Origin of the sequence: Faecalibacterium prausnitzii (genome assembly GCF_003287495.1) — a bacterium.
GTDB lineage: Bacteria > Bacillota > Clostridia > Oscillospirales > Ruminococcaceae > Faecalibacterium > Faecalibacterium prausnitzii_I.
Map to the genome: position 1 here is coordinate 50,965 of NZ_PRLE01000006.1, position 23,914 is coordinate 74,878.

Annotated in this window: 24 protein-coding genes and 1 tRNA gene; 15 read left to right on the forward strand and 10 right to left on the reverse strand. The window is 54.8% G+C overall.

The annotated features are described in order from the left end of the window. Window positions 1–111: 111 nt before the first annotated feature. The 6 genes from C4N22_RS10710 (at window position 112) to C4N22_RS10735 (ending at window position 6,990) form a co-directional block, all read left to right on the forward strand. A complete protein-coding gene (locus tag C4N22_RS10710) occupies window positions 112–816 on the forward strand; it encodes an energy-coupling factor transporter transmembrane component T (protein ID WP_058722591.1) in 705 nt (234 codons plus the stop codon). Further along, on the forward strand, window positions 813–2,231 hold the full coding sequence (locus C4N22_RS10715) for an ABC transporter ATP-binding protein (RefSeq protein WP_242981012.1): 1,419 nt from the start codon (window positions 813–815) through the stop codon (window positions 2,229–2,231). Before C4N22_RS10710 ends, C4N22_RS10715 begins: the two co-directional genes overlap by 4 nt. Window positions 2,232–2,263: 32 nt before the next feature. Beyond that, window positions 2,264–2,881 carry an MptD family putative ECF transporter S component gene (locus C4N22_RS10720; RefSeq protein WP_058722589.1) on the forward strand — a complete coding sequence of 206 codons (618 nt, stop codon included), beginning with the start codon at window positions 2,264–2,266 and terminating at the stop codon, window positions 2,879–2,881. Window positions 2,882–3,040: 159 nt separating this feature from the next. After that, window positions 3,041–4,855, forward strand: a complete 1,815-nt coding sequence (locus tag C4N22_RS10725; protein WP_112148967.1) for an ABC transporter ATP-binding protein — start codon at window positions 3,041–3,043, stop codon at window positions 4,853–4,855. A gap of 2 nt (window positions 4,856–4,857) precedes the next feature. After that, window positions 4,858–6,594 carry an ABC transporter ATP-binding protein gene (locus C4N22_RS10730; protein WP_112148968.1) on the forward strand — a complete coding sequence of 579 codons (1,737 nt, stop codon included), beginning with the start codon at window positions 4,858–4,860 and terminating at the stop codon, window positions 6,592–6,594. Between the two features lie 24 nt (window positions 6,595–6,618). Next, complete coding sequence (locus C4N22_RS10735) at window positions 6,619–6,990, forward strand: metal-dependent transcriptional regulator (protein WP_112148969.1); 372 nt, start codon at window positions 6,619–6,621, stop codon at window positions 6,988–6,990. Between the two features lie 61 nt (window positions 6,991–7,051). Here C4N22_RS10735 and C4N22_RS10740 read toward each other — a convergent pair whose 3' ends face one another. After that, a complete protein-coding gene (locus tag C4N22_RS10740) occupies window positions 7,052–7,381 on the reverse strand; it encodes a helix-turn-helix domain-containing protein (protein WP_112148970.1) in 330 nt (109 codons plus the stop codon). A 366-nt stretch (window positions 7,382–7,747) separates the two neighbouring features. On the opposite strand from C4N22_RS10740, the gene C4N22_RS10745 reads away from it, so the two are divergent. From C4N22_RS10745 to C4N22_RS10760, 4 genes are all read left to right on the forward strand, one after another. Further along, window positions 7,748–8,296 (forward strand): sigma-70 family RNA polymerase sigma factor, encoded by a 549-nt coding sequence (locus tag C4N22_RS10745; protein WP_112148971.1) that lies wholly within the window; start codon window positions 7,748–7,750, stop codon window positions 8,294–8,296. Next, window positions 8,289–8,531 (forward strand): helix-turn-helix domain-containing protein, encoded by a 243-nt coding sequence (locus tag C4N22_RS10750; RefSeq protein ID WP_008817058.1) that lies wholly within the window; start codon window positions 8,289–8,291, stop codon window positions 8,529–8,531. Before C4N22_RS10745 ends, C4N22_RS10750 begins: the two co-directional genes overlap by 8 nt. A 510-nt stretch (window positions 8,532–9,041) precedes the next feature. Beyond that, complete coding sequence (locus C4N22_RS10755; protein WP_005541444.1) at window positions 9,042–9,248, forward strand: helix-turn-helix domain-containing protein; 207 nt, start codon at window positions 9,042–9,044, stop codon at window positions 9,246–9,248. 20 nt (window positions 9,249–9,268) lie between these two features. After that, entirely contained in the window at window positions 9,269–10,663 is a 1,395-nt protein-coding gene (locus C4N22_RS10760) for a site-specific integrase (protein WP_172680789.1), read from the forward strand. 187 nt (window positions 10,664–10,850) lie between these two features. Here C4N22_RS10760 and C4N22_RS10765 read toward each other — a convergent pair. Next, window positions 10,851–10,927: transfer RNA gene (locus C4N22_RS10765), tRNA-Arg, on the reverse strand. Window positions 10,928–11,112: 185 nt separating this feature from the next. Then, a complete protein-coding gene (locus tag C4N22_RS10770) occupies window positions 11,113–11,769 on the reverse strand; it encodes a helix-turn-helix domain-containing protein (protein WP_112148972.1) in 657 nt (218 codons plus the stop codon). Window positions 11,770–12,107: 338 nt separating this feature from the next. Between C4N22_RS10770 and C4N22_RS12945 the strand changes: the two genes are divergently transcribed. After that, a complete protein-coding gene (locus C4N22_RS12945) occupies window positions 12,108–12,338 on the forward strand; it encodes a DUF6514 family protein (RefSeq protein WP_431602988.1) in 231 nt (76 codons plus the stop codon). A gap of 79 nt (window positions 12,339–12,417) precedes the next feature. Here C4N22_RS12945 and C4N22_RS10780 read toward each other — a convergent pair whose 3' ends face one another. Next, entirely contained in the window at window positions 12,418–13,869 is a 1,452-nt protein-coding gene (locus C4N22_RS10780; RefSeq protein ID WP_112148974.1) for a sugar transferase, read from the reverse strand. 596 nt (window positions 13,870–14,465) lie between these two features. Between C4N22_RS10780 and metG the strand changes: the two genes are divergently transcribed. From metG to C4N22_RS10800, 4 genes are all read left to right on the forward strand, one after another. Beyond that, a complete protein-coding gene (gene metG / locus C4N22_RS10785; RefSeq protein ID WP_112148975.1) occupies window positions 14,466–16,469 on the forward strand; it encodes a methionine--tRNA ligase in 2,004 nt (667 codons plus the stop codon). 4 nt (window positions 16,470–16,473) lie between these two features. Next, the gene (locus tag C4N22_RS10790) at window positions 16,474–17,433 is read left to right on the forward strand and encodes a DMT family transporter (RefSeq protein WP_112148976.1); all 960 of its coding nucleotides are present in this window, start codon (window positions 16,474–16,476) and stop codon (window positions 17,431–17,433) included. Continuing rightward, window positions 17,430–18,245 (forward strand): TatD family hydrolase, encoded by an 816-nt coding sequence (locus tag C4N22_RS10795; protein WP_112148977.1) that lies wholly within the window; start codon window positions 17,430–17,432, stop codon window positions 18,243–18,245. Before C4N22_RS10790 ends, C4N22_RS10795 begins: the two co-directional genes overlap by 4 nt. A 142-nt stretch (window positions 18,246–18,387) precedes the next feature. After that, window positions 18,388–18,621 (forward strand): hypothetical protein, encoded by a 234-nt coding sequence (locus C4N22_RS10800; RefSeq protein WP_022256116.1) that lies wholly within the window; start codon window positions 18,388–18,390, stop codon window positions 18,619–18,621. A 58-nt stretch (window positions 18,622–18,679) separates the two neighbouring features. On the opposite strand, the gene C4N22_RS10805 is transcribed toward C4N22_RS10800, so the two are convergent. From C4N22_RS10805 to C4N22_RS10835, 6 genes are all read right to left on the reverse strand, one after another. Beyond that, window positions 18,680–19,510 carry an ABC transporter ATP-binding protein gene (locus tag C4N22_RS10805; RefSeq protein ID WP_347476111.1) on the reverse strand — a complete coding sequence of 277 codons (831 nt, stop codon included), beginning with the start codon at window positions 19,508–19,510 and terminating at the stop codon, window positions 18,680–18,682. Between the two features lie 7 nt (window positions 19,511–19,517). Next, complete coding sequence (locus C4N22_RS10810; protein WP_112148979.1) at window positions 19,518–20,444, reverse strand: ABC transporter permease; 927 nt, start codon at window positions 20,442–20,444, stop codon at window positions 19,518–19,520. A gap of 25 nt (window positions 20,445–20,469) precedes the next feature. Next, window positions 20,470–21,570, reverse strand: coding sequence for an ABC transporter substrate-binding protein (locus C4N22_RS10815; protein WP_112116334.1), 1,101 nt, complete (start codon window positions 21,568–21,570; stop codon window positions 20,470–20,472). A gap of 460 nt (window positions 21,571–22,030) precedes the next feature. Beyond that, window positions 22,031–22,837 (reverse strand): ABC-2 transporter permease, encoded by an 807-nt coding sequence (locus C4N22_RS10825; protein ID WP_112148981.1) that lies wholly within the window; start codon window positions 22,835–22,837, stop codon window positions 22,031–22,033. Continuing rightward, window positions 22,831–23,529 (reverse strand): ABC transporter ATP-binding protein, encoded by a 699-nt coding sequence (locus C4N22_RS10830; RefSeq protein WP_022257454.1) that lies wholly within the window; start codon window positions 23,527–23,529, stop codon window positions 22,831–22,833. Before C4N22_RS10830 ends, C4N22_RS10825 begins: the two co-directional genes overlap by 7 nt. After that, entirely contained in the window at window positions 23,522–23,902 is a 381-nt protein-coding gene (locus C4N22_RS10835) for a GntR family transcriptional regulator (protein WP_112148982.1), read from the reverse strand. The genes C4N22_RS10830 and C4N22_RS10835 overlap by 8 nt, the downstream gene beginning before the upstream one ends. Between the last annotated feature and the right edge of the window lie 12 nt (window positions 23,903–23,914).

Consider the following 23,914-nt stretch of genomic DNA (forward strand, 5'->3'; position numbering starts at 1 on the left):
TGCATCATCTCAAAGGAATGGAGCGGAAAAAAATTGAGGGACTGTGTATAATGGGTTGATGTAGTTAGCTTTATCTAACCGCATCAACCCATTTTTAGGAGGTGGTGATTTGTGCTTGTTATAGACACAAGAATAAAGTTGTTGTTATTCATTCTTATCAACTTTATGGTGTTCGGCTTGAAGGATTTCATTCTTGGCAGCGTGTGTTTTTTCTTTATCTGTATCCTTTCGTGCCTGATGGGGCAGAAAAAGATTGTATTGAAATACCTTATCTTTTATGTGGTGATTGCGGCCATACAGCAGCTTTGCGCCTTCCTTCCCCAGGCCATCGAAACTATTTTGTCAATCTTCACATTGTTTATTCGGGTGATGATACCCGTGGTACTCTTTGCCTCAACCTTTATCGCTACAACGAAAGTCAGCGAATTGATTGCGGCCATGTACTCGCTAAAAATTCCTCGGAGCATTACCATTACATTCGCTATGGTATTGCGCTTTTTTCCTACTTTCAGTGAGGAGATCCACAATATCTATGACGCGATGAAGTTAAGAGGCATCGCACTTTCGTGGAAAAATGTATTCACGCGCCCTGTGCTCATTCTGGAGGCAATCGCTATCCCCATCGTGATGCGCTCTGCTTCGATTGCAGAAGAATTATCTGCTTCTGCGGTGACACGAGGCATTGATAATCCGGCACAACGAACTTCGTTCATTCAGCTAAAAGTTCATGCTAAAGATTGGATGGTACTGTGCTTCTTTCTTGTTGCCTTCGTTGTGCTGTTTTTCTGCAAATACCAGATATATGGGAGGATATGATGATGATTGATATTGACCATGTATCTTTTCAATATTCCGGCGCTGAACAGGAAAATCTGCAAGATTTCAATTTGCAGATTAAAAAGGGGGAGTGTGTTGTTCTCACTGGCGAATCTGGATGTGGAAAGACTTGTGTGACCAGGTTGATAAATACGCTTATTCCCCACTTTTACGAAGGGGAAATGTCCGGGGCGGTTCTCATTGACGGAGTTGATACCCGCACGATCCAACCGCACGATTTGTCAGACAAGATAGGCTCTGTTTTCCAAAATCCGCGTAGTCAATTCTTCAGCCTGGATACGGACAGCGAGATTGTGTTTGGTATGGAAAATAAGGGGATGCCTTATCAAGTGATGTTGAACCGTTACCAACAGACTATCCGGGAATTACATATTGAAAAGTTAAAGGATCGCAACCTGTTTGACTTGTCCGGCGGGCAAAAGCAGACCATAGCCTTTGCCAGCGTTTACGCATTAAATCCTGATATTTTTGTCTTGGACGAGCCTTCCTCAAACTTGGATCCGGAGGCCATCCAAGAACTACGGCGGCTGCTTTTGCTGATTAAGGCGCAGGGAAAAACGATTGTTGTATCCGAACATCGCCTTTACTTCTTGAATGGGATTGCAGACCGCATTGTCCTTATGGAACATGGTAAGCTGAAACAATCTTGGTCCGCCCGTGATTTTGATTTACTCAGTACCGAGCAAATCAAGGCGCTGGGACTTAGAAGCTATACGCCTGCAAGGTTAGAACTTCCAGAAACAATGCCATCTCGAAACGATACCCCGGCTGTCGAAGTTAAAGATCTTGCGATAGGATATGAGAAAGGGAAACCCGTGGCGCAGCACCTGAATTTTCGTGTCTACCCAGGAGAAATTGTTGGTGTGGTAGGAAAAAATGGCTGTGGGAAATCAACTTTAGCCCGGACTTTATGTGGCTTGCAGAAGGAACTCCGTGGAGAAGTTCTATACCAAAACAGTATGATCCCAAGCAAACGGCGGATCAGGAAAGCATATCTTGTCATGCAGGACCCGGACTATCAACTGTTTACCGATAGCGTTTACCAGGAACTACTGCTGGCATTATCTGACCAGAAGGATAAAGACGAAAAGAGAATAGACGATATTCTGGATGAGCTGAATTTGACGATTTATAAAGAGCGGCATCCAATGTCCCTATCAGGTGGGCAAAAGCAGCGCACTGCTATCGGCGTTGCGGCTCTCCGGGATGCAGAGGTACTTATTTTTGATGAGCCTACAAGCGGCTTGGACTACAAAAACATGGAGAGTGTTGCAGGAATTTTAAGTGCGCTGTCCAAAAGAGGGAAAGCCATCTTGGTGATTTCCCATGACAATGAACTACTGATGAAGATTTGTTCCCGTGTCATTCGCATGGATGAAAAGACTTCATCTTAGTTATATACCAATAATAGAAAGGGGCTATCTATATGAGTGAACAAGCAAAAGCTGTCGGCGTGTCCGACAAAATGAAGGCAAAGGACTATATTACACTGGGCATTTTTACGGTTCTGTTCTTTGCCGTAGTAATGGTGTGCATCTTTGCCTCCGCAGCTACCGTGGTGACCTTCGCGTTTGGGAGCGCCATTGCTGCAATTCCTGGAGGCATTATCTATATGCTGATGCGCGCTAAAGTGCCAAAGGCCGGGAGCGTTCTCTTGAGCGGTGTGGTGATCGGCCTGATTGAGTTCCTGATTGGCGCAGGATGGGCGGTTGCCGTCGGTTTTATTGCCGGTGCCGTAATTGCTGAGCTTCTGGCCCGTATCGGCCACTACAAGAGCTTCTGGCTGAATACCATTGGCTATTCCGTGTATATGATGTTCTTTGCGCTGGGAACCTATCTCCCTATGGTCATTATGACCGGCTATGTGGATGATATGTCTACGTCGAATGGTGTCAGCGCCGAGTATCTGACGGAGCTACATAGCTTTATGAATGGAACAATGGTAGTCATTATTGCTGTTGTGACCTTCGTTGCAGGCATCGTCGGCGCTTTGATTGCAAAAGGCGTGTTCAAAAAGCATTTTCAGAAGGCAGGCATTGTCTAAGGACAATATAGTTACGACTAACTCTCTGGTATCTTTGGGCTATTTTTGACACCGGAACAGAGATATGGAGTAGCAGGCAATTTCAAAGATTGATAAAATGAATGGTGAGGTTAGAAGTTGCTAACCTCACCATTTTCACTTTTAAGGAGGGTTCATGCTATGTCAAACGCAAAATCGAAACAGGCAAAACCAAAGACGGGTTTGGCACGATGCATGGAATTGGCTTCTGACAGAAAGGGCCTTGTATTCTTAGCTGCGGTTCTTTCGTCACTGGCGGCCATTGCTTCGTTCATCCCGTACATAGCGGTCTATTTTATGATCCGCTCAATTATCGGTGTTTTCCCGAATCTTGACCAGTTGGATATGGGGATGGTCATGAATTACGGCTGGCTGGCGCTCGCCGGGATCGTGGCGAATATCCTGCTGTACTTCCTGGCTATTTTCAGTTCACACATGGCAGCGTTCGGAACGCTGTACGAGTTGAAGGTTCTCTTTGCAGACCATATTACTAAAATTCCACTTGGGTATCACCTGACGATTGGCAGCGGACGTCTGCGGAAAATCATGGATGAAAACATTGAAAGCGTAGAGGGCTTTATTGCTCACCAGTTTCCGGATTTTGTCGCTTCTATTACAGCTCCCATTGTCATGGTCATCATCCTACTGGCCGTTGACTGGCGGTTCGGTCTTGCCTCTCTGGTCGGTATAATTCTGGCGTTTGTTGCGGAGTTCATTGGCTTTGGCAGCGGCGAGATGAAAGAGAATATGGGTAAGTACCAAAAAGCCCTGGAAGAAATGAACAACGCTTCTGTGGAGTATGTTCGTGGAATGTCGGTTGTAAAGGCGTTTAACCAGACCGCATCCTCTTTCAAAAAACTCAAAGAAGCAATTACCGGATATACAGAGTGGGTCCTGAAATTTTCCCTAGGCTGGCAGAACTGTATGCCCGCCTTCACCACAATCATCAATAATGTTTATCTGATCCTTGTACCTGTCGGAATTTTAATCGGCTCCAGGTCGGATGATTTTGCTGGGTTTGCCATGACCTTCATTTTCTATCTGCTCTTTGTACCCGCAATTTCCGGTGTACTGAACAAAATCATGTATATCTCCGAATCGTTCATGCAGATTGATGGGAATGTGGCTCGGATGGATGAAATTCTGAACATCCCTGAAATGCCGGAAACATCTCATCCTAAGAAACCTGTTGGGGATGATGTTGCTTTCCACGATGTCAGCTTTTCCTACACGGGGGATGTTTCCGAGAAAGCCCTGGAAAATGTATCTTTCTCAGCAAAACAGGGACAGATCACAGCTATTGTCGGCCCGTCCGGCGGCGGCAAGAGTACGATTGCCAATCTGATTTCTCGGTTTTGGGACGTATCTTCCGGCAGCATTACCATCGGCGGCGTAGATGTGCGCGATATGGCGGAGGATGACCTGATGCGCCATGTCAGCTTTGTGTTCCAGGATATTTTCCTGTTCAAGCAGAGCATCTTGGATAATATCCGTATGGGCAATCCTTCGGCCAGTGAGGAACAAGTGATTGCGGCGGCGAAAGCGGCGCAGTGCCACGAGTTCATCTCCAATCTGCCCAACGGGTATCATACGGTGGTCGGCTCCAAAGGCATCCATCTCTCTGGCGGCGAGCGCCAGCGAATTGCCATTGCGCGGGCCATTATCAAGGACTCGCCCATCATCGTGCTGGATGAGGCAACGGCGTTCAGCGACCCGGAGAATGAATACCTGATCCAGAAAGCTTTTGAAAAGCTGATGCAGGGTAAGACAGTTATCATCATCGCACACCGCCTCTCCACGATCCGCAATGCAGATAAGATTATTGTCATGGAGAAAGGGCACCTGATCGAAGAAGGAAAACATGACGAGCTGGTGGACGCAGGCGGACGCTATGCGCAAATGTGGAACCACTATACAGAAGCGATTGGCTGGAAAATCAGCGGAAAGGCGGTGTAACTATGAGCAGATTACAAAAAGCTCTCTTTTTATCAGACAAAGGTTACGCAGATCTGAAAAAAGCAATCTTCGCCTGCACATTGACGAACTTGGCTATGCTTCTTCCGTTCTGTGTAACTGTTATGATTTTCAGTGAAATTCTGACTCCCTTTGTCAATGGCGGCTCCATTCAGTGGAACCATATCTGGATGCTGTGGGGCGCGGGTATTGTTTCGGCCATTCTGGTATTTCTGGCTGCCAAAAACGATTACCGCAAAACCTATATTGCCTCATATAAAGAGTCGAACACGACCCGGCTTCGGATTGCGGAGCATCTGCGGAAACTTCCGATGAATTTCTTTAACACCAAGGACCTTTCTGAACTGACCACAAATATGATGGCAGATTGCAGCAGCATGGAATCCCTGCTCAGCAGCACGATCCCTCCGCTGATTGCAAACGGCATCACGGTGACCCTGACCTGCATCCTGCTGGCCTTCTTTGACTGGCGGCTTGCTTTGTGCGTATTTATCACGGTTCCGATTGCCTTCCTCATTATCTGGCTCAGCCGGAACCATCAAAAGAAGCTGTTTGAAAAACAGGTTGACGCAAAGCTGGCTGCTTCTGACCAGGTACAGGAATACTTGGAAGGCATGAAGATCATCAAGTCCTGCGGGCTGTCCGGTTCTCATTTCAGCGCGCTGGATAAAGCTCTGTTAGCAATGAAAAAAATCGCCATCAAAGTGGAGATGGCTGTCGGCGTGTTCATGTCCAGTGCAAGTATGATTTTGCAGGCTGGCATCGGTATCACGATTTTTGTTGGCGCTATTCTTCTAACACAAGGACAGATTGAGCTTCTTCCTCTGCTTATGTTCCTGCTGATGGTCACACGGATTTATGGACCGATCCTGGCGATCCTGGCGAACCTGTCCTCACTGCTGAATTTGAATGTGGTCACAAGTCGTATGCGTACCCTGCTCACTACCCCTGCGATGGACGGTGAAGGAAAAAAGGTCCCGAACTGCGATATTGAGCTTTCCCATGTGACCTTTGCCTACAATCAGGAAGATGTCATCAAAGATGTTTCTTGTAAAATTCCCCAGGGGAGCGTGACTGCTCTTGTTGGCCCGTCCGGCTCCGGTAAAAGCACGATTTCCAAACTGATTGCCCGGTTTTGGGATGTTCAGCAGGGAAAGATCACCGTGGGCGGAAAAGACATTAAGAGTATGGAGCCGGAAAGTCTCATGTCTTATATGTCCTTCGTGTTCCAGGATGTGACCCTGTTCAATGATACGGTTATGAACAATATCCGTCTTGGCAATCCAAACGCAACGGACGATCAAGTAATTGCTGCGGCCAAAGCCGCCTATTGTGATGAATTTGTCCGGGAAATGCCGGACGGGTATCAGACGGTCCTCGGTGAGAACGGCAGCACTCTTTCCGGCGGTGAGCGCCAGCGTATTTCCATCGCCCGCGCATTGCTGAAAAATGCGCCCATTATTCTGCTTGACGAGGCAACAGCATCCCTTGACCCGGAAAATGAAGTCCTGGTTCAAAAGGCGATTGCCAAACTGGTGGAGGGTAAGACGGTCATTATGATTGCTCACCGGCTCCGTACAGTTGTAGATGCAGACCAAATCCTCGTCCTTGACAATGGACGGTTGGTAGAGCATGGAACCCACGATGAGCTGATGAAGAAGAACGGTCTGTATCATAAGCTGTTCCATATTCAGCAGGAAAGCCTTGGCTGGGCTGTCTAACCTCTTTAAGCAAGGGAGGTTTTTATGAAACTTCATGCGTCCGGGGAGGACTATCTGGAGGCCATACTCGTTCTCCATAAGAAGATGGGCATGGTGCGCTCCGTGGATGTTGCCCGGCACCTGGAGGTCACAAAGCCCAGCGTGTGCCATGCGGTGGCAACCCTGCGGGACGGGGGGTTCCTGACGATGGACAGCGACTATTTCCTGCATCTGACCGATGTGGGCCGGGAAGTGGCGGAGCATATCTACGAAAAGCACCGCTTCTTTACCGACCGGCTGATCGAGGCTGGAGTAGACCCTGTAGCGGCGGAAAAGGACGCCTGCCGGATGGAGCATGTTATCAGCCAGGAGTCCTTCGAGCATCTGAAAAATGCTTACAAAACAAAAGAAGAATAAACTGCCCGCATAGCAAACGGGTGAAACAGTAACGCGGCCGGGCACATCGAACCCGACCGCGTTACTCGTCTTTCTGGAAGGCTTCCGCCTGTTTGCAGAGTGCGATAAATTTTTCGATCTCTGCTTCGCTTTTCCCGGCAAAGAAGTCCACGACTGTTTTCGAGACTGTCTGATTTACCATTTCCGGGAAGATGGCGGCGTCCACGCTGATATTCAGTTCTTTGGCGACAAGGACCACCGTTTCAAATTTCGGATTACTCTGGCAGGTCTCCAAATCTATGATCGTGCGGGGGTTCATACCGAGGCGTTCAGCTAACTGCTTCTGCGTCATATGCTGGCGCTTCCGTTCTGACCGCACCTTCCATGCAAATAGATCCAGCGGATTGTTCACTACACATCACCTCTACATCATTGTAGGGTGTGCTTCCGCTCATATAAATAACCATACAACTCATGCAAAGTGAGTTATAACTCATATTTCGGAGTAAAGGGGGATATGGATGAGAGCGCCAACACAAAGGAGGTCAAAATAAGGCGGGGTTTACCGTTTGTACGGCGGACGCCCATGCCACTACGAAAAATATTCCAATAACGCAGCAGCGAGCCATGCTCATGAAAGTGAGTTATGGCTCGCTTTTTATATACTGTGGCTCATATCTCACAAAACCCGATTCTTTGAGCGCCTGGGCGTGGGCTGCCGCTCCCCGCCCCGTTTCGTTCCGGCCTGTCAACCCGAACGAAACGAAAGGAGCCAATTATGAGCGGCAAAATATTTTTTCAGATAGATCCCGAAAACCGGCCAAACCAGACCACTCGTGAACGAGTAGTGAGCGAAAGGGGAAGAAAAGAACTGCCTCCCGGCACGAAGGGAGGTGAGAATTTGAAACCTGACCGCCACTACGAGCACAAGCAGTACGCCTTTGACAGCTACTGCAAGAAGGTGCTGAAATGCGAGGCGTGCAACGGCTATCGCCAGATCAGCCGGCACCAGAAGCGTTTCACATCTTTAGAAGAACTGTCCGAGGCAGAAATGGCCCAGCTTGCGGTATATGACCTCTACCCGTGGGAATACACGCCCTTCCCTGTGGGAGGGGCCGTGATCCTGATCGAGGACGACGGGCTGGCCGAGGCGCTTCTGGGGCTGTCCCAGGAGGACCGGGAAATCTTTATGATGCACTGGTTCCTGCGGATGACCGACGCACAGATCGCCAGGTACATAAACATGCCCCGCCGGACGGTCAATACCCGCAGGCATAAAGCCTATCGGCTGCTGACAGAGCTGATGGGAGGTGAAGCGGATGACTAAATCTGCATGCACGCGGGCATCGCTGATCCCTTACCCGGTGATCGCCGCCGCTGTCGGAGGCGACCCCGAAGCGGTGAACCGGGTAGTCCGGCATTACTCCGGCTACATTGCCGCGCTGTCTACACGGACGAGCTATGGCCCTGACGGCTATCCCCGTCCCCAGGTGGACGAAGATCTGCGCGGTCGGCTGGAAGCAAAGCTGATTATTTCCATCCTGGATTTTGACCTGAGCTGATCCAGGGCCGGGCGCTGCGTGTTCCCCTTTCCACGCGGCGTCCCGTTATAGCTCCTTGACAAAGAAAGCCCGGCGGGAGGCCTCCGGCGCAGCATAAGGCAGACGGATACGATCTGTCTGTGTGGAGCCGGTCGGCCGGTGCGCCATGACCCTGTTGCAAGTCCGCAGGACGGGACCCCTGCTAAACAGGAGAGCGACAAAACCGGGCCGTAAAACAGGTGTGGCAGCCTGTGGGCGATGATATGCAGGCAGGATAATGATACTCGCGCATTGAACGCCCGCAAAGCATTGTGCGCCGCACCCATCAGCATGGGCCGGGGTTAGACTCCCGTGGAGCTGTGCCAACAGCCGTCCGTAAGCCTACTTATCTTTTTTGAAAGTTTATGGATAGATCGTAAACTTTTCAATTAGCAGCAGACAAACGCGGAGCAGCACGGTAAAATAATGGTGGAAGTTATATTACCAACACATATTCGTGCTGTTCCTTTTCATAACTGAAAGGGGGTTCTCATGTCTCAAACATGGAACGGCACGAAGAAAGAAACCCCTGAAAGAAGGACGTATACGGTTGACGATATTGCTCAAATCCTGGGCATCGGAAGAACTTCCGCATATATCCTTGTAAAAGAAGGGCACTTCAAAATCGTGCGAATTGGTAACGCCATACGCATTTCCAAGCGGTCATTTGACGAGTGGCTTGACTCCCTCGACCTGTGATCCAAGAAAGGAAGAACGATATGGCATCTATAATCAAGCGAAAGAAAAACTATTCCGTTGTTTACAACTATGTGGATGAAAACGGAGAAACCAAACAGAAGTGGGAAACCTGGCATACCCACAAAGAGGCCTTGAAGCGCAAGGCGGAAATCGAAAATCAGCAGCACACGGGAACTTTTCTCCCACCAAGCAATCAGACGATCACCGAATTCCTTTATGACTTCGTATCTCTTTACGGAGAAAAGAAATGGGGCGTGTCCATGTATGACAGCCAAACGGCGCTGATTGCGAACTATATCAATCCGATCATCGGTGATATGGAGGTACAGGCGGTTACTCCCCGTGCGGTTGACGGTTATATCCAGACCTTGCAGAAAACCAAGTCGGTGTCTACCAAGACCCGAAAGGCCGTTACCACCTATGTCAGCGACAAGACCATTGAAAAAATCATCAAGCTCCTGCGGTGTGCGTTCAAGCAGGCGGTACGATGGGAAATCATCGCAAGAAATCCCTTTGACAATGTGATCCTCCCGAAAACGGAGTATGCGAAACGGGATATCTGGACAGCGGATATGATCCGTCTTGCCCTGGACAAATGCACGGACAGCAAACTCTATGTAGCAATGAACCTTTCCTTCGCCTGCTCTCTGCGTATGGGTGAAATCCTGGGGCTGACCTGGGAGAACGTCCATATTTCCGATGAAGATATTGCAGCGGATAACGCCTATGTCTACATCGACAAGGAGCTGACACGGGCATCCAAACGGGCGATTGAAACGCTGGGTGAGAAGGATATCTATTACATCTTCACTCCGCTCATGCCGAACACCAGCACAAGAATTATCCTGAAAAAGCCGAAAACTGACTCCAGTATCCGTAAGGTGTGGCTGCCGAAAACGCTTGCCTACATTCTGCGGGAATGGAAGAAGTCCCAGGACGAGCTGAAAGGCTTCCTTGGCGACGAGTATCAGGACTTCGATCTGGTCGTGGCACTTCCCAATGGACGCCCCTGCGAGGATCGGATCATCCTCAAAGAGTTTGCAAAGCTCCGTGAGGACGCAGGGCTGCCGAAGGTGGTCTTTCATTCTCTCCGTCATTCCAGTACCACCTACAAGCTGAAACTGAACCACGGCGATCTGAAAGCCACCCAGGGCGATACAGGCCATGCCGAGATCGACATGATAACCAGTATCTATGCTCACATTCTGGACGAGGATAGAAAGGTCAATGCTCAGAAATTCGAGACAGCCTTCTATGCCAAGCCTGATCTTCGCAATGTCCGTCCGCCGGAGGAACCGGCAAAATCGGAGCCTGCGACCCTGGACCTTGAAAGCCTTGTGGAGCAGCTTCAGAAGTCGCCGGAGCTGGCGAGTGCGCTCGCAGCCCTGATAGCGGCGCAAGCCCCGGCAAAGTGATCCGAAAAATCGAATTAGCAAAACGCAGAATTTTCTTAGCAAATTTCTGAAAAGCGTTCGAGTCCAATTAGCAAATATACATCATGCGGCGTATAAAAATATCCCGGTAACGGAAGTGAAATTACCGGGAGAAGGAGGAACAAAAAAACGCTGCAAACCCCGAAAAAAGGCTTGCAGCGGTGCTTTCTGGCGTCCCAGAGAGGATTTGAACCTCCGACCCCACGCTTAGGAGGCGTGTGCTCTATCCAGCTGAGCTACTGAGACATTTATAAGTTTTATGCAATTTTCACTGCTCGAAGGAATCGAACAATCTGCCGCTTAGGAGGCGAACGCTCTATCCAGCTGAGCTACAGAGACAAAATAAGAAGAGCCATGCGCTGTATGGAGATGCATAGCTCTTTTATAATACCGCAAAGCGGGCGGAAAATCAAGCCGGGGCGGCCCGGCTGTTACCAGACGGGCTCCTCCAGGTCTGCGGTAACGTCGGTCGATGGCTGGTCGTCCAGGCCCAGCATGGCCCGGTCAATGGCATAGCGGTTGCTGCCGTTCCGGACACTTTCGGCACTGGCGCGGTAACAGGCCAGCAGGATGTCCATGTTGGGCTGCGGCCCATTCGGGTCGGTCAGGGCGCCAAGCTCCCGGGCCTCGTAGTAGTTCCCGATGATCTGGCCGCAGATGCGCCGACGATCCCGCAGCGGGGTCTGCAGGTTGGCGATCCGCTGCTGGCGCATCCCGTAATAATCGCTGCCGTGGTCCGCAAACAGGATGTAGTATTCCTGCTCGACCTCCACGGGCGATGCCTGCCGACCATAGTAGTGCACCAGGGCGCTCCGGCGCTTGTCGTGGTTGAATTTGTTGATATCGGCCAGCCCATTGGGGAAGAGCTCCGGGTGGCGGATCCATTTGGAGTAAGGTTCCACCGCCACATGCAGGGCGTCGAAAATTTCCAGAAAATCTTCCATCGAAATTTTCATCTCACCGCTCTCCCATTTCTGTACGGTCCGCTTGTCGCGGCCAAGCCGCTCGGCCAGCTCCCGCTGCGAGACATCCGCGCTCTCCCGGGCATTTACCAGCGATCTTGCAATTCGTCCTCGATATCCTGTCATGCTGCTCCCCTCCTCGATCACCGCGCAGAGTGGCGTGCTGTTTCCGCAATGCACGGCGGCACATTCTGCACCGCCAAATTTCTCCGCGCCGATTGTTTACTCTGCACCTCTTCGTGTGCTACAATACCTTCGGAAATTTCCAATGAGATGCTTGTCTATCGAAAGAATACACGATTTTCCTTTTTCTGTCAATTTAATAGCGCTTTTCGGCGCATTTTTTCTGGCAAAGATTTCTTAGCCTGGGTTCTTTTGGATTATAGACCCGTCGTTTGGGGGATGCAGGCATCTTTCCTGCCATTAGGCCATTCGAATATTTTTCAGAAAGTTGGTGATCCGCCGTGTTCGTTTACCGCTGCGTGATGGAGCGGCAAACCTGTCCTGAGATTGGATGGTATCAGAGTTTTGGCTTGGCAGTCTATTGCGCCCGCCCCGGTTCGCAGGTGCTTCTGACCACCCTGTTTGACATTTCTCTTGACCGCGCGTTCGTGGAGCGGCTTGCAGAAGACTGTACGAGATTTCAGCTCGACCCGGTCCATCTCATGGACGTTGCGGAAGACGCTCTTGCATAGAAAGAATCCAAAAAAGCACCAGCCTCCTGCATTCCTGCGCGGGAAACTGGTGCTCTTGTTTTTTATTTCTGGTTCCGGCTTATTCGGCGCCGCGGCCTGCAAAGACCACCCAGACCGTCTTTAACAGAATCTTGATATCCTGCCAGATGGTCCAGTTGTCAATGTACCTGGTATCCAGCTTGACGACCTCTTCAAAGTCCTCAATGTTGCTGCGGCCGCTCACCTGCCACAGGCCCGTGATGCCGGGCTTCATGGACAGGCGGCGCTTATGGTGGCTCTCGTACTGCTTGTACTCGTCCAGCGTGGGAGGCCGGGTGCCCACCAGGCTCATATCGCCCCGGAGGACATCGAAGAACTGGGGCAGCTCGTCGATACTGGTCTTGCGGATGAACTTGCCCACCTTGGTGATGCGGGGATCGTCCTGCATCTTGAACATGAGGCCGTTCATTTCGTTCCGGGCCATCAGCTCTTTCTTCCGCTCCTCCGCGTCCACATACATACTGCGGAGCTTGTGGATATAGAACACACGGCCGTTGCGGCCCACACGGCGCTGTTTGAAGACCAGCGGGCCGGGGCTTTCCAGCTTGAGGGGGATGGCCACGATGGCAATGATGGGGATGCTGAGGATGCAGCCCACCAGACTGCCCACAATGTCCAGCATCCGCTTGAGGGCCTGGTCGCGGAGTTTGAGCTCCACGGTGCCCATGGTGACCACATTGCCGCCGGCGCAGCGGCTCAGGCTGCGGCTCAGGCGGGCGGTGCTGGTCTCATCGCAGCAGACATCCTCGATGCGGTCCAGCAGGGGCAGACGGAAATGGACGGTCAATCCCATGCTCTCCATCTCTTTCAGATAAGGCACAAAGGAATCACCGCTGTCCATGGGGATGTCCACATACACTTCATCCAGCGCGGCCTGCCGCAGCCAGTCCATAAAGGTATCGTAGTTGGCCTTGATGTCCACGCCCTCGATCTGGCCGCCGATCTGCTCTTCCGGGATCTCCAGCAGGGCAATGCCCGTCAGACGCTTGGACCAGTCCCGCTGCAGCTCCCGCACCATTTCCCCGGCATCTTCGCCGGTGGTCACAACGCCCACCAGGCTTTCCATGCTGTTTTTCTTCCGGGTGGTGGTCAGCAGCTTTTTGAGCACACTGTGGAACACCGTCATCAGCACCACGTTGATGACCGGCACTGCCACCAGAAAATACCGGGAGCTCAGCAGCGGGGCCTTGGTCAACAGCAGGCCCGCCGAGTTGATGAGGGTCAGGATCAGGTTAAATTTGACCGAGATCTTCAACTCCCGTTTCCATGGACGGGTGGTAATGTTCTCGCTCTGGTCAAAGGTCAGAAACGTCAGCAGATAGGCCAGCATCAGCAGGCAGAACGCCTGGATGAGGTCGGGCGCGGTGTAGTTTCCCACCTTGCCCAGCAGACTATCCACCACCAGCCAGCCCAGCGCTATGCTGAGGGCCAGCGAGAGGATGTCTGTTACAAAAGTGCAGACATACTGCAATTTTTCTCGCTTGGAAATCACGATTTTTCCATTCCTTCCTCGTTCACGATCATTTTCCCCAAAAAAGGGGACGATTCCTGTTTCCGCAAAAAGCCCTGTCCGCCAGGGCCAAAGAGGCGCTTTGCAGGCCTCTGCCGGGCTCTATGGTCCGTCAATGGTTGATTTTATCACATTATCGAGAATGTTTCAATCCCAAATTTTTTCTTTCAGGCTTTTCAGTTGACAAACTCACTGTTTTTGCGTATTATAGGTAGAAGATGCAAAGGGAAAGTTCTGCCCCTTTGCACCCAGACTGCAAATCGGCTTTGACGAGAAGAGTACACCCCGTCCGCACCTGACAGAAAGCCCGGAGGATGGAAGCGGGCAGGCCGCGCGGAGTGGAAGATGGTCTCTGAGCCGCGCGGGCGAAGGGGAGTTTTCTTCTCCAGCCTGCGACGGGTGCGCCCGTTACCGCGCCGCGCTGGTACATTATTTATATGCCAGCGCGCAAGGCTCTGCCTGCAAAGGCCGGGCGAACCAAGGTGGTACCACGAAAGCAATGCTCTCGTCCTTGGCCGGAGTTTCCGGCAAGGGACGGGAGCTTTTTGTTGCCGCAACAGAAAGGAAGAAACAGACCCATGAGTGAGCACAAAACATTCTACATTACCACTCCCATTTACTACCCCAGCGATAAGCTGCACATCGGCCACAGCTACACCACCGTGGCCTGCGACGCGCTGGCCCGCTTCAAGCGGATGCAGGGCTATGACGTCATGTTCCTGACCGGAACCGACGAGCATGGCCAGAAGATCCAGGACAAGGCAGCCGATGCAGGCGTCACTCCCAAGGAGTACGTCGATAAGATCGTTGCCACCGTCAAGGACCTGTGGAAGCTGATGGATGTCAGCTACGACCGCTTCATCCGCACCACCGACGACTACCACATGGAGTCCTGCCAGAAGATCTTCACCAAGCTGTACGAGCAGGGCGATATCTACAAGGGCGAGTACACCGGCCACTACTGCAAGCCCTGCGAGAGCTTCTGGACCGACAGCCAGCTGGTGGACGGCAAGTGCCCCGAGTGCGGCCGTGAGGTCTACGACGCCCACGAGGAAGCTTACTTCTTCAAGACCGGCAAGTACGCTGACCGCCTGCTCAAGCTCTACGAGGAGAACCCCCAGTTCATCCAGCCCGAGAGCCGCAAGAACGAGATGATCGCGTTCATCAAGCAGGGCCTGCAGGACACCTGCGTTTCCCGTACCTCCGTCAAGTGGGGCATTCCCGTCCCGTTCGACCCCAAGCACACCATGTATGTCTGGGTGGACGCCCTGAGCAACTATATTTCCGCCCTGGGCTATGGCAACGAGAAGTACCACGACTACGACAAGTTCTGGCCGGCAGACCTGCACATGGTGGGCAAGGAGATCCTGCGCTTCCACACCATCCTGTGGCCGGCCATGCTGATGGCTCTGGACCTGCCGCTGCCCAAGCGCGTGTTTGGCCATGGCTGGCTGCTGATGAACGGCGGCAAGATGTCCAAGTCCGTGGGCAACGTCGTGGACCCCGTGGTCCTGTGCGACCGCTACGGCGTGGATGCCATCCGCTATTTCCTGCTGCGTGAGATCCCGTTCGGCAACGACGGCACGTTCACCAACGAGGCCCTCATCAACCGCATCAACAGCGACCTGGCCAACGACCTGGGCAACCTGCTCAGCCGTACCGTGGCCATGTGTGAGAAGTACTTCGACGGCACCGTCCACCATGTGGCAGGCACCGAAGCCATTGACACCGAGCTGGAAACCATGGTCAACGAGCTGGCCTCCAAGGTTTCTGCCGACATGGACAACCTGACCATTCCCCAGGCCCTGATGGAGATCTTCGCGGTCATTCAGCGCGCCAACAAGTACATCGACGAGACCGCTCCCTGGGCTCTGGCCAAGGACGAGGCCAACAAAGCCCGTCTGGAGAGCGTGCTCTACCACCTGTGCGAGGCCCTGCGCGTGGCTGCCATCCTGCTGAACGCTTACCTGCCCTCCACCGCTCCCAAGATGATGGAGCAGCTGGGCCTGGATGCTTCCGCCCTCGACCTGAGCAAGACCGTTTACGGCGTGCAGGAGACCTACACCGTCCACAAGGGCGACGCTCTGTTCCCCCGCATCGACGTGGCCAAGGAGATCGCTTATCTGAAAGAGCAGGACGAGAAGCGCAAGGCCGCTGCCGCTGCCGCCAACAAGGCCAAGGAAGAGGCCGCAAAGCCTGCCGCCCCCAAGGAGGACGCTGCTGAGAGCAGTGTGGACTTCACCCACGAGGAAGAGATCGACTTTGACACCTTCTGCAAGGTGGAGCTGCGCGTGGCTGAGGTGCGCGCCTGCGAGAACCTGAAAGAGAGCAAGAAGCTGCTCCACCTGACCGTCTTCGATGGTGAGCGCGAGCGCTGCATCCTCTCCGGCATTGCCAAGTGGTTCAAGCCGGAAGACCTCATCGGCAAGAAGATCGGTATCGTGTGCAACCTGGCACCCCGCCCCATGATGAAGGGCAAGTATGTCAGCGAGGGCATGATCTTCGCCGCGGACACCGCCGACGGCGGCTGCTCCATCGCATTCTACGGCGACGACACTCCGGTCGGCAGCCGCATCCACTGAGCGGATGCCGAACATTGAAAATTCCCGCTCGGCCAAACTGGACGCCATCTTCGGGACGCCCCTCTTCGCGGTGCTGCTGGCCATCGGCTGCAATGTGCTGTGGGGTTCGGCGTTCCCGTTCATCAAGATGGGCTACCGCCTGTTTGCGATCGAGACCAGTGATACGGCCTCCATCCTCTGCTTTGCCGGGGTCCGGTTCATGCTGGGCAGCCTGCTGGTGCTGGCGGGAAGCCTGATCCTGGAGGGCAAACTCCCGCAGCCGCCCTGCGGCAAAGTCTTGGGCGAGTGCTGCGCCCTGGGCCTGTGGCAGACCACAGCCCAGTATGCGTTCTACTATATGGCCGTTGCCCTGCTGACGGGTGCCTTTGGCGGCATCCTCAACAGCACCCAGAGCTTTCTGGGCGTCATCTTCGCCCATTTCCTCTATGGCGATGCCGACCGGATGACACCGGCCAAAACGCTGGGCTGCGTGCTGGGCTTCGCCGGGGTGCTCATCGGCACTATCGGCAACCACGGCGGCGGAAGCGCCTGGGGCGTGTTCTGTATGCTGCTGGCCACGGTCATTTTTACCCTGTCCGGCCCGTGGAACAAGTCCGTGACGAAAAAGGCGGACAGCTTTGCGGTCTGCTTCCTCAACCTGTTCGTGGGCGGGCTGGCTCTGCTGCTGATCGGTCTGGCACTGGGCGGCAGCCTCCACCCGCAGAGCGCTCTGGGCCTGCCGGTGCTGCTTTATCTGGCGTTCATCTGCGGCGCGGGCTATGTCATCTGGGCCCTGCTGATGAAGAATAACCCCGTCAGCCGCATTGCCATCTTCGGGTTCGTGAACCCGGTGGTCAATGTGCTGCTGAGTGCCCTGCTCAACGGCGAGCCGCTGTTCCGCTGGCAGTACCTCGGGGCGCTGGTCTTCGTCTGCGTGGGCATCTGGCTGGTGAACAAAGCCCCTGCCCAAAAGGGGGTGCGCTGATGGGCCCTATTTTTGATACCCATGCGCATTACAGCGCCCATGCCTTTGACACCGACCGTTATGCCCTGCTGGACAGCCTGCCCGATCAGGGCGTGGTGGGCGTCTGCGAGCAGGCCACCCACTCGGGCGATGCCCCCAAAGTGCTGGAGCTGGCCCACCGCTACCCATGGGTGTATGCGGCCATCGGCATCCACCCGGAAAGCCTGCTGGCTGTGGAGGACTGCGGCGAGGAGGGCCCGGCCCCGACCATCTCCGTCTACGGCGGGGACTGGGCGGCGGAGATGAAAGCCCTTGCGCCCTACTACGACGACCCCAAGGTGGTGGCCGTGGGCGAGTGCGGGCTGGACTACCACTGGCCCGTGCCCAAGGACGCCCAGCTGGCCCTGTTTGAGGCAGAGCTCCGGCTCAGCCTGGAGCTGGGCAAGCCCATCATCGTGCACGACCGCAGCGCCCACGCCGATGTCTACGCCCTGTTGAAAAAATACCAGCCCAGAGGCATCGTCCACTGTTATTCCGGCAGTGCGGACGACGCGGAATGGCTGGCAGAGCAGGGGCTGTACTTCGGCTTTGGCGGGGCCTGCACGTTCAAGGGTGCCAAGCGGGCGGCCAAGGCCATTGCGGCCCTGCCGCTGGAGCGGATCGTTCTGGAAACGGACTGTCCCTACATGGCCCCGGAGCCCGTGCGCGGCACCCGCTGCGACAGCTCCCTCATCCGCTATGTGGGCGAGTACATTGCGGCTGTAAAAGGCGTGGAGCCGGAAACCGTCTTCCGCGTGACTGCCGAAAACGCCAAGCGAGTCTATCAGCTGTAACGGCTTTGCCCTCTCAGGCGCTTACGCGCCAGCTCTCCCAATGGGAGAGCCAAGAGCGTCTTTATGAAAAGCAAAAGCTAATCTTTAGCTTCTGTATAAAACAAGAAAATTGATCCAAATTGTTTATAAGGAGACATCTATTATGAAAGCTCGTATCCCCAAACATCGTGAGTTCATCATCAACTTCCCCGACAGCATCCCCGAGGCAAAGGCCAACGAGGGCTGGGCAAAGCTGCAGCAGATCGTGGAGGACTACAAGAAAGCCCACAACGGCGCTTCTGTCTACGCTCCTACCTTTATTGAGGACTGCGAGGCTGACGTCAAGAAGCTGCAGGAAGAGTATGGCTTCGAGTACACCGTTGAGTACGTTCAGTAATTTTTAAAAGCGTTTCTACAAAAAGGGGGCTGTTCCCGGATGGGAACAGCCCCCTTTTTCATTGTCTGATTTCATGATTCGCTTCCACCTTGCTCAGCAGGATGCGGTCATTGTCCAGCGCCTTACCGGCGTTCTCGCGGAACTTCTCCAGCAGATCGTCCACGGTCATCTTGCCGCGGGCCTCGCCCTTGACGTCAAAGACGATCCGGCCTGCATCCATCATGAGGGTGCGGTTGCCCAGCTCCAGCGCCTGATGCATGTTGTGGGTGACCATGAGGCAGGTGATCTTTTTCTCCGCCACGATGCTCTTGGTCAGCTCCAGCACTTTCTCGGCGGTGGCCGGGTCCAGGGCAGCGGTGTGCTCGTCCAGCAGGAGGAGCTTGGGGGTGACGAGCGTTGCCATCAGCAGAGTCAGCGCCTGCCGCTGGCCGCCGGAAAGCAGGCCCACAGGCTGCTTCATCCGGTCTTCCAGCCCCATGTGGAGCAGGGCCAGCTTCTCACGGAAGATCTCTTTGTCCTTGCGGGAGATGCGGGAGAAGATGGCGTGGGGCGCGGTGCCTGCCCGCAGGTAAGCCAGCGCCAGATTTTCTTCAATGGTCATATTGGGGGCCGTGCCCTTGAGCGGGTCCTGGAACAGGTGGCCGATGACCTTGCTGCGCTGGTACTCCGGCGCAAACGTGATGTTCTCCCCGCCCAGAGAAATGCTGCCTTCATCCGCAATGAAGCCGCCGGTGATGGCGTTGAAGAGGGTGGATTTGCCGGCGCCGTTGGAGCCCACGATGGTGGCGAAATCACCCGCTTCCATCGTAAGACTGACGCCGTTCAGAGCCACTTTTTCATTGACGGTGCCGGGGTTGAACGTCTTGTGGAGGTTTTGCAGTTCCAGCATTTCCATCTCAGACCGCCTCCTTTTTCTGTGCCGCATGTTTCCGCTTTTCAAAGGCGAAGTGTGCCTGGATGGCGGGCATCGAGATGGCCACGGCCACGATGATGGCGGAGACCAGCTTCATGGCCGCTGCCGGGACATTGAACCGCAGCGCCACCGCCACGATAAAGCGGTACAGGCAGCTGCCGAAGACGACGCCCAGCACCCGGCGCAGCATGGTGCGCTTGCCCACCAGCGTTTCGCCGATGATGAGGGAGGCCAGTGCAATGGTGACCATGCCGGTGCCCACGTTGATGTCGCAGCTCTTCTGGTACTGGGCCAGCAGGCCGCCGGAGAGGGCGGTCAGGGCACCGGAGATGCACAGGCCCACCGTGATGGTGAATGCAGGGTTGATGCTGGACGCCCGCACCATGGCGGCGTTGTCACCGGTGGCCCGGATGGAAAGGCCAAGCCGGGTACCCAGGAAGCCGATCATTGCCGCGCCAGCCAGCGCGATGACCGCTGCAGCCAGCACCAGCTTATACCAGCCGCCTGTAAAGACCAGCGCGCTCTTGGCGATGGAGAAGACCGTGTCCGTCTTGACCAGCGACAGGGTGGAGGAGAACCCCATGACCGCCAGGTTGATGGTGTACAGGCCGGTGTTGACGATGATGCCCGCCATGATGCTCTCCACACCGAGGCGGGTCTGCAAAAAGGCTGTCACGAAACCGGAGCACACGCCCGCCGCCATGGCCGCCAGCAACGCCAGGAACGGGTGCCCTGTCAGCGCCACCTGACACGCCACGGCGCAGCCCAGGGTAAAGCAGCCGTCGGTGGACAGGTCCGCAATGTTCAGGATGGAATAGCTCAGAAACAGCGCCAGCGCCACCAGGGCGTAAATGCAGCCCAGCTCCAGCGCGGTCTGAATGACATTGAGCGAAAAGATACTCGCCAGCATGTGTGTGCTCCTTTAAAAGATGTTTTTAGAAATTCTCTGCCGTCTCCACTTCCACGACCTCGGTGCAGTAGGGCTTGAACGCCTCTTTCACGGTGTCGAGGGAGAGGCCGAGGGCGGCGCAGGTCTCGGTGTTGATGGTGGCAATGCCGTTGTCAAAGGTCTGGAACGGCAGGTCAGCGGGGGTCTTGCCATCGCAGAGCAGCTCCACCACCATATCGGCGGTGGCCTCACCCAGCTGGACGTAATCGACGCCATAGCCCACGAACGCGCCGTTCAGCGCGAAGCTGTCGGCACCGGTATAGTGCTGGACGCCTGCCTCGGCAAAGGTCTCATAGATGGAGAGCTCCGCGGTCATCACGGTGTTGTCCGTGGGGGTGAAGACGGCCTTGACGCCGGAAGCAATGAGGGCCTCGGCAGCCATCTGGACCTCGGCGGTGGTGGTGCCGTTCTTTTCAATGTACTTGATGCCCTTTTCGTCGCAGAATGCCTTGGCGTCGGCAATGGCCTGGGTGGAGGCATCCTGGCTCAGGTCGTACAGCAGGCCGATGGTGTCGATGTCCGGGTTGACGGCCAGGATCAGGTTCATAATGGCGTCCGTGTTCAGGGCATCGGAGGTACCGGTGATGTTGGGCTCGGTGTCAAAGCCGGCTGCGGCCGGGTCGGTAACGGCGGAGTAGACCACCGGGATATCGGTGTCTTCCACAGCGGCCAGCATGGTGGCGGCGGTGGGGGTGGCAACGGCCACGATGACATCCACGCCATCGGCCACGAGGTCGGCACCGATCTGGTTCAGGTTGGTCTGATCGGCCTGTGCGTTGGCGTAGTAATCGGCGTAATCAAAGGTGACACCTTTCTCCTTGGCCACTTCGTCCAGGCGGCTCTCCACCGACGCAACGATCTGGTTCAGGGAAGCATGATCCACGTAGTTGACGATGCCCACTTTAAAGGTCTGGCCTGCGGCGGCCTCGCTGGCAGCGGCAGAAGATGCCACACTGGAAGCAGCGGCACTGGAAGCGGTGCTGCTTGCGGACGAGCCGCAGCCCGTCAGGCCCAGTGCGGAGACAACAGCGGCAGCGGAAGCTGCTTTCAGGAAGCTGCGGCGAGAGATCCTATTCATGGTTTTCATAGCGGTACTCCTTTCCCTGGAGCGGGCGGCCCAAATGATAAATAAAAACCCGCTCCACTTGCGGAACGGGGTAAAAGAAAACGACCCCGTCCCTGTGTGTTATCCACAAGGACAGGATCGGTAAAATTCGATTCTGCGGTGCCACCTTGCTTGCCCTGCTCATTTCCCAGATTGGAAACGGCAAGAGCCCCTCAACGGAGAGCCAACACTCCCCTGCCCTGTAACGGAGGCTTCCGTCCCAAGCTACTGCGGCATTTCTGCCTTTTTGCCCGGCCCTCGGCGGCCCACGAATCTCTGCCCCGCTCTCGCCCGTTTTCACTGTCCGGGCTCACTGCAGACGCGCTGTGCAGGTTCTCTTCCGCCTCATTGGTTTGATTGCATTATACACTTTATCTGCGTAAAGTCAAGAGGGAAATTTTCTTTTTTGCAAAAATTTGTCCACAGAATTTTTCACGTTTCCTCATTCAAGATTGAGCTTATTTTTCATCAGCCAACAGGTGAGGATGAAATACACCGCGCCAAACACCGCCGTGATGGCAAACGAAGCCGCAAAGAAGATCAACGTGCTGTGGTTCGCCGCCTCGCTCACGATGGTGTCACCGGCAGAGCCCATGAGGATGCGGACAAAGCCGCCTGCATTCAGCAGGTTTTCCACCCGGCCCTGTCCCCAGCTCATCAAAAAGAACGCGCCCACGCTGGCCACGCCGTTGTGGGCCCGGAACAGATGGCCCACCATGCAGGCGGCATAGATGCACAGCATCGTGCAGAGCATCCGGGCATAGCACAGGAGGGCCGTCCAGAGCAGGATCGCCAGCAGATCTCCCTCAAAGCTCGTCCGCAGGGCTGCCCAATCATCCCAAAGATTGCTGAAGTCCAGCTGGGTGAAGTCCGCTCCCACACAGAACATGACGACGAGGGAAACCACACCCACCACGGCGCTGGCCAGCAGCCAGACCGCGCTGGAGATCAGCTTGGAACCCACCAGCTGGGCCTCCGTCACGGGCAGGGTGTGCATCAGGTAGCCCTCCCGGCCCAGCAGATTTTTGGTAAAGCGCTGGATCACCGTGACAATGGTGACGATGACGAGCGCCATGACCAGCAGGCTGTAGATCGTCACGCCAATTTCAAAGATATGGCTCTGGGCAGCGGCTCTATCCCCCCGTAACGAGAAGCCGATGAGACCTGCCGCGGCCAGCAGGGCCAGATAGATGCCGCCGTAGGTACGGGCCGTGGCCCGGAACTCATACTTCAGTAAATTTTTCAGCATTTGAATCCCTCCCGGAAATACTCATCCACACTCATGCCTTCCGTCTCCCGGATCTCATCCACGGTGCGGTGGGCAAAGATCTTTCCCTCTTTCAGGAAGATGGCCTCGTCCAGCACCGGCTCAATGTCCCCGATCAGGTGAGTGGAGATGACCACGGTGGCGTCCTCGCTGTAGTTGGAGAGAATGGTGTGCAGGATGTAATCCCGCGCCGCCGGGTCCACACCGCCAATGGGTTCGTCCAGCAAATAGAGCTTTGCCGCGCGGCTCATGGCCAGGATCAGCTGCACTTTTTCCTTGTTACCCTTGGAGAGGGTCTTGAGTGGGGCCTTGGGGTCCAGCTCCAACTTGGCCAGCATCTCGCCCGCCCTGGCGGGATCAAAATCGGCGTAGAAATCGTGGAACATTTCCACCAGCTGCTCCACACGCATCCAGTCCGGCAGCCAGGCGGCGTCCGGCAGGTAAGAAACGATCTCTTTCGTGGCCGGGCCGGGCACACTGCCCGCAATGGTAATGCTGCCCTCCGTAGGCTGCAGCAGACCGTTGGCCAGCTTCATCAGGGTAGTCTTTCCGCTGCCGTTGGGCCCCAGCAGGCCGATGATCTTTCCCGGCTCCAGGTGCAGGTCCACATGATCCAGCGCCCGTTTTTTGCCGTAGGCCTTGCTCAGGCCGGTGCAGTTCAAAAGCTCAGTCATGGTTTGTTTCCTCCTTCTCATTCCAGCGCTCCAGCAGGACGGCAGCCTGTTCCGGGCCGTAGCCAATGCCGCGCATCTTCTCCAGAAATTCGGCGGTCAGGTTCCGGGCCGCCTCGGCACGCAATTGTTCGATCAACGCTCTATCCTCCGTCACATAACGGCCCGCGGTGCGCTCGGTGCGCACCAGGCCCTCGTTCTCCAGCTGGGCAAGCGCCCGCTGCATGGTGTTGGGGTTGACCCCGGCGGCGGCGGCAAGGTCGCGCACCGAGTCCAGATGCCCGCCGGGTGGGTAAATACCTGCTAAAATTTTTGCCTTGAGCCGTTCCACCAGCTGAGCATAAATGGGGCGGCTGGAGTCAAACTGTTCGGCCATGGGATCATCTCC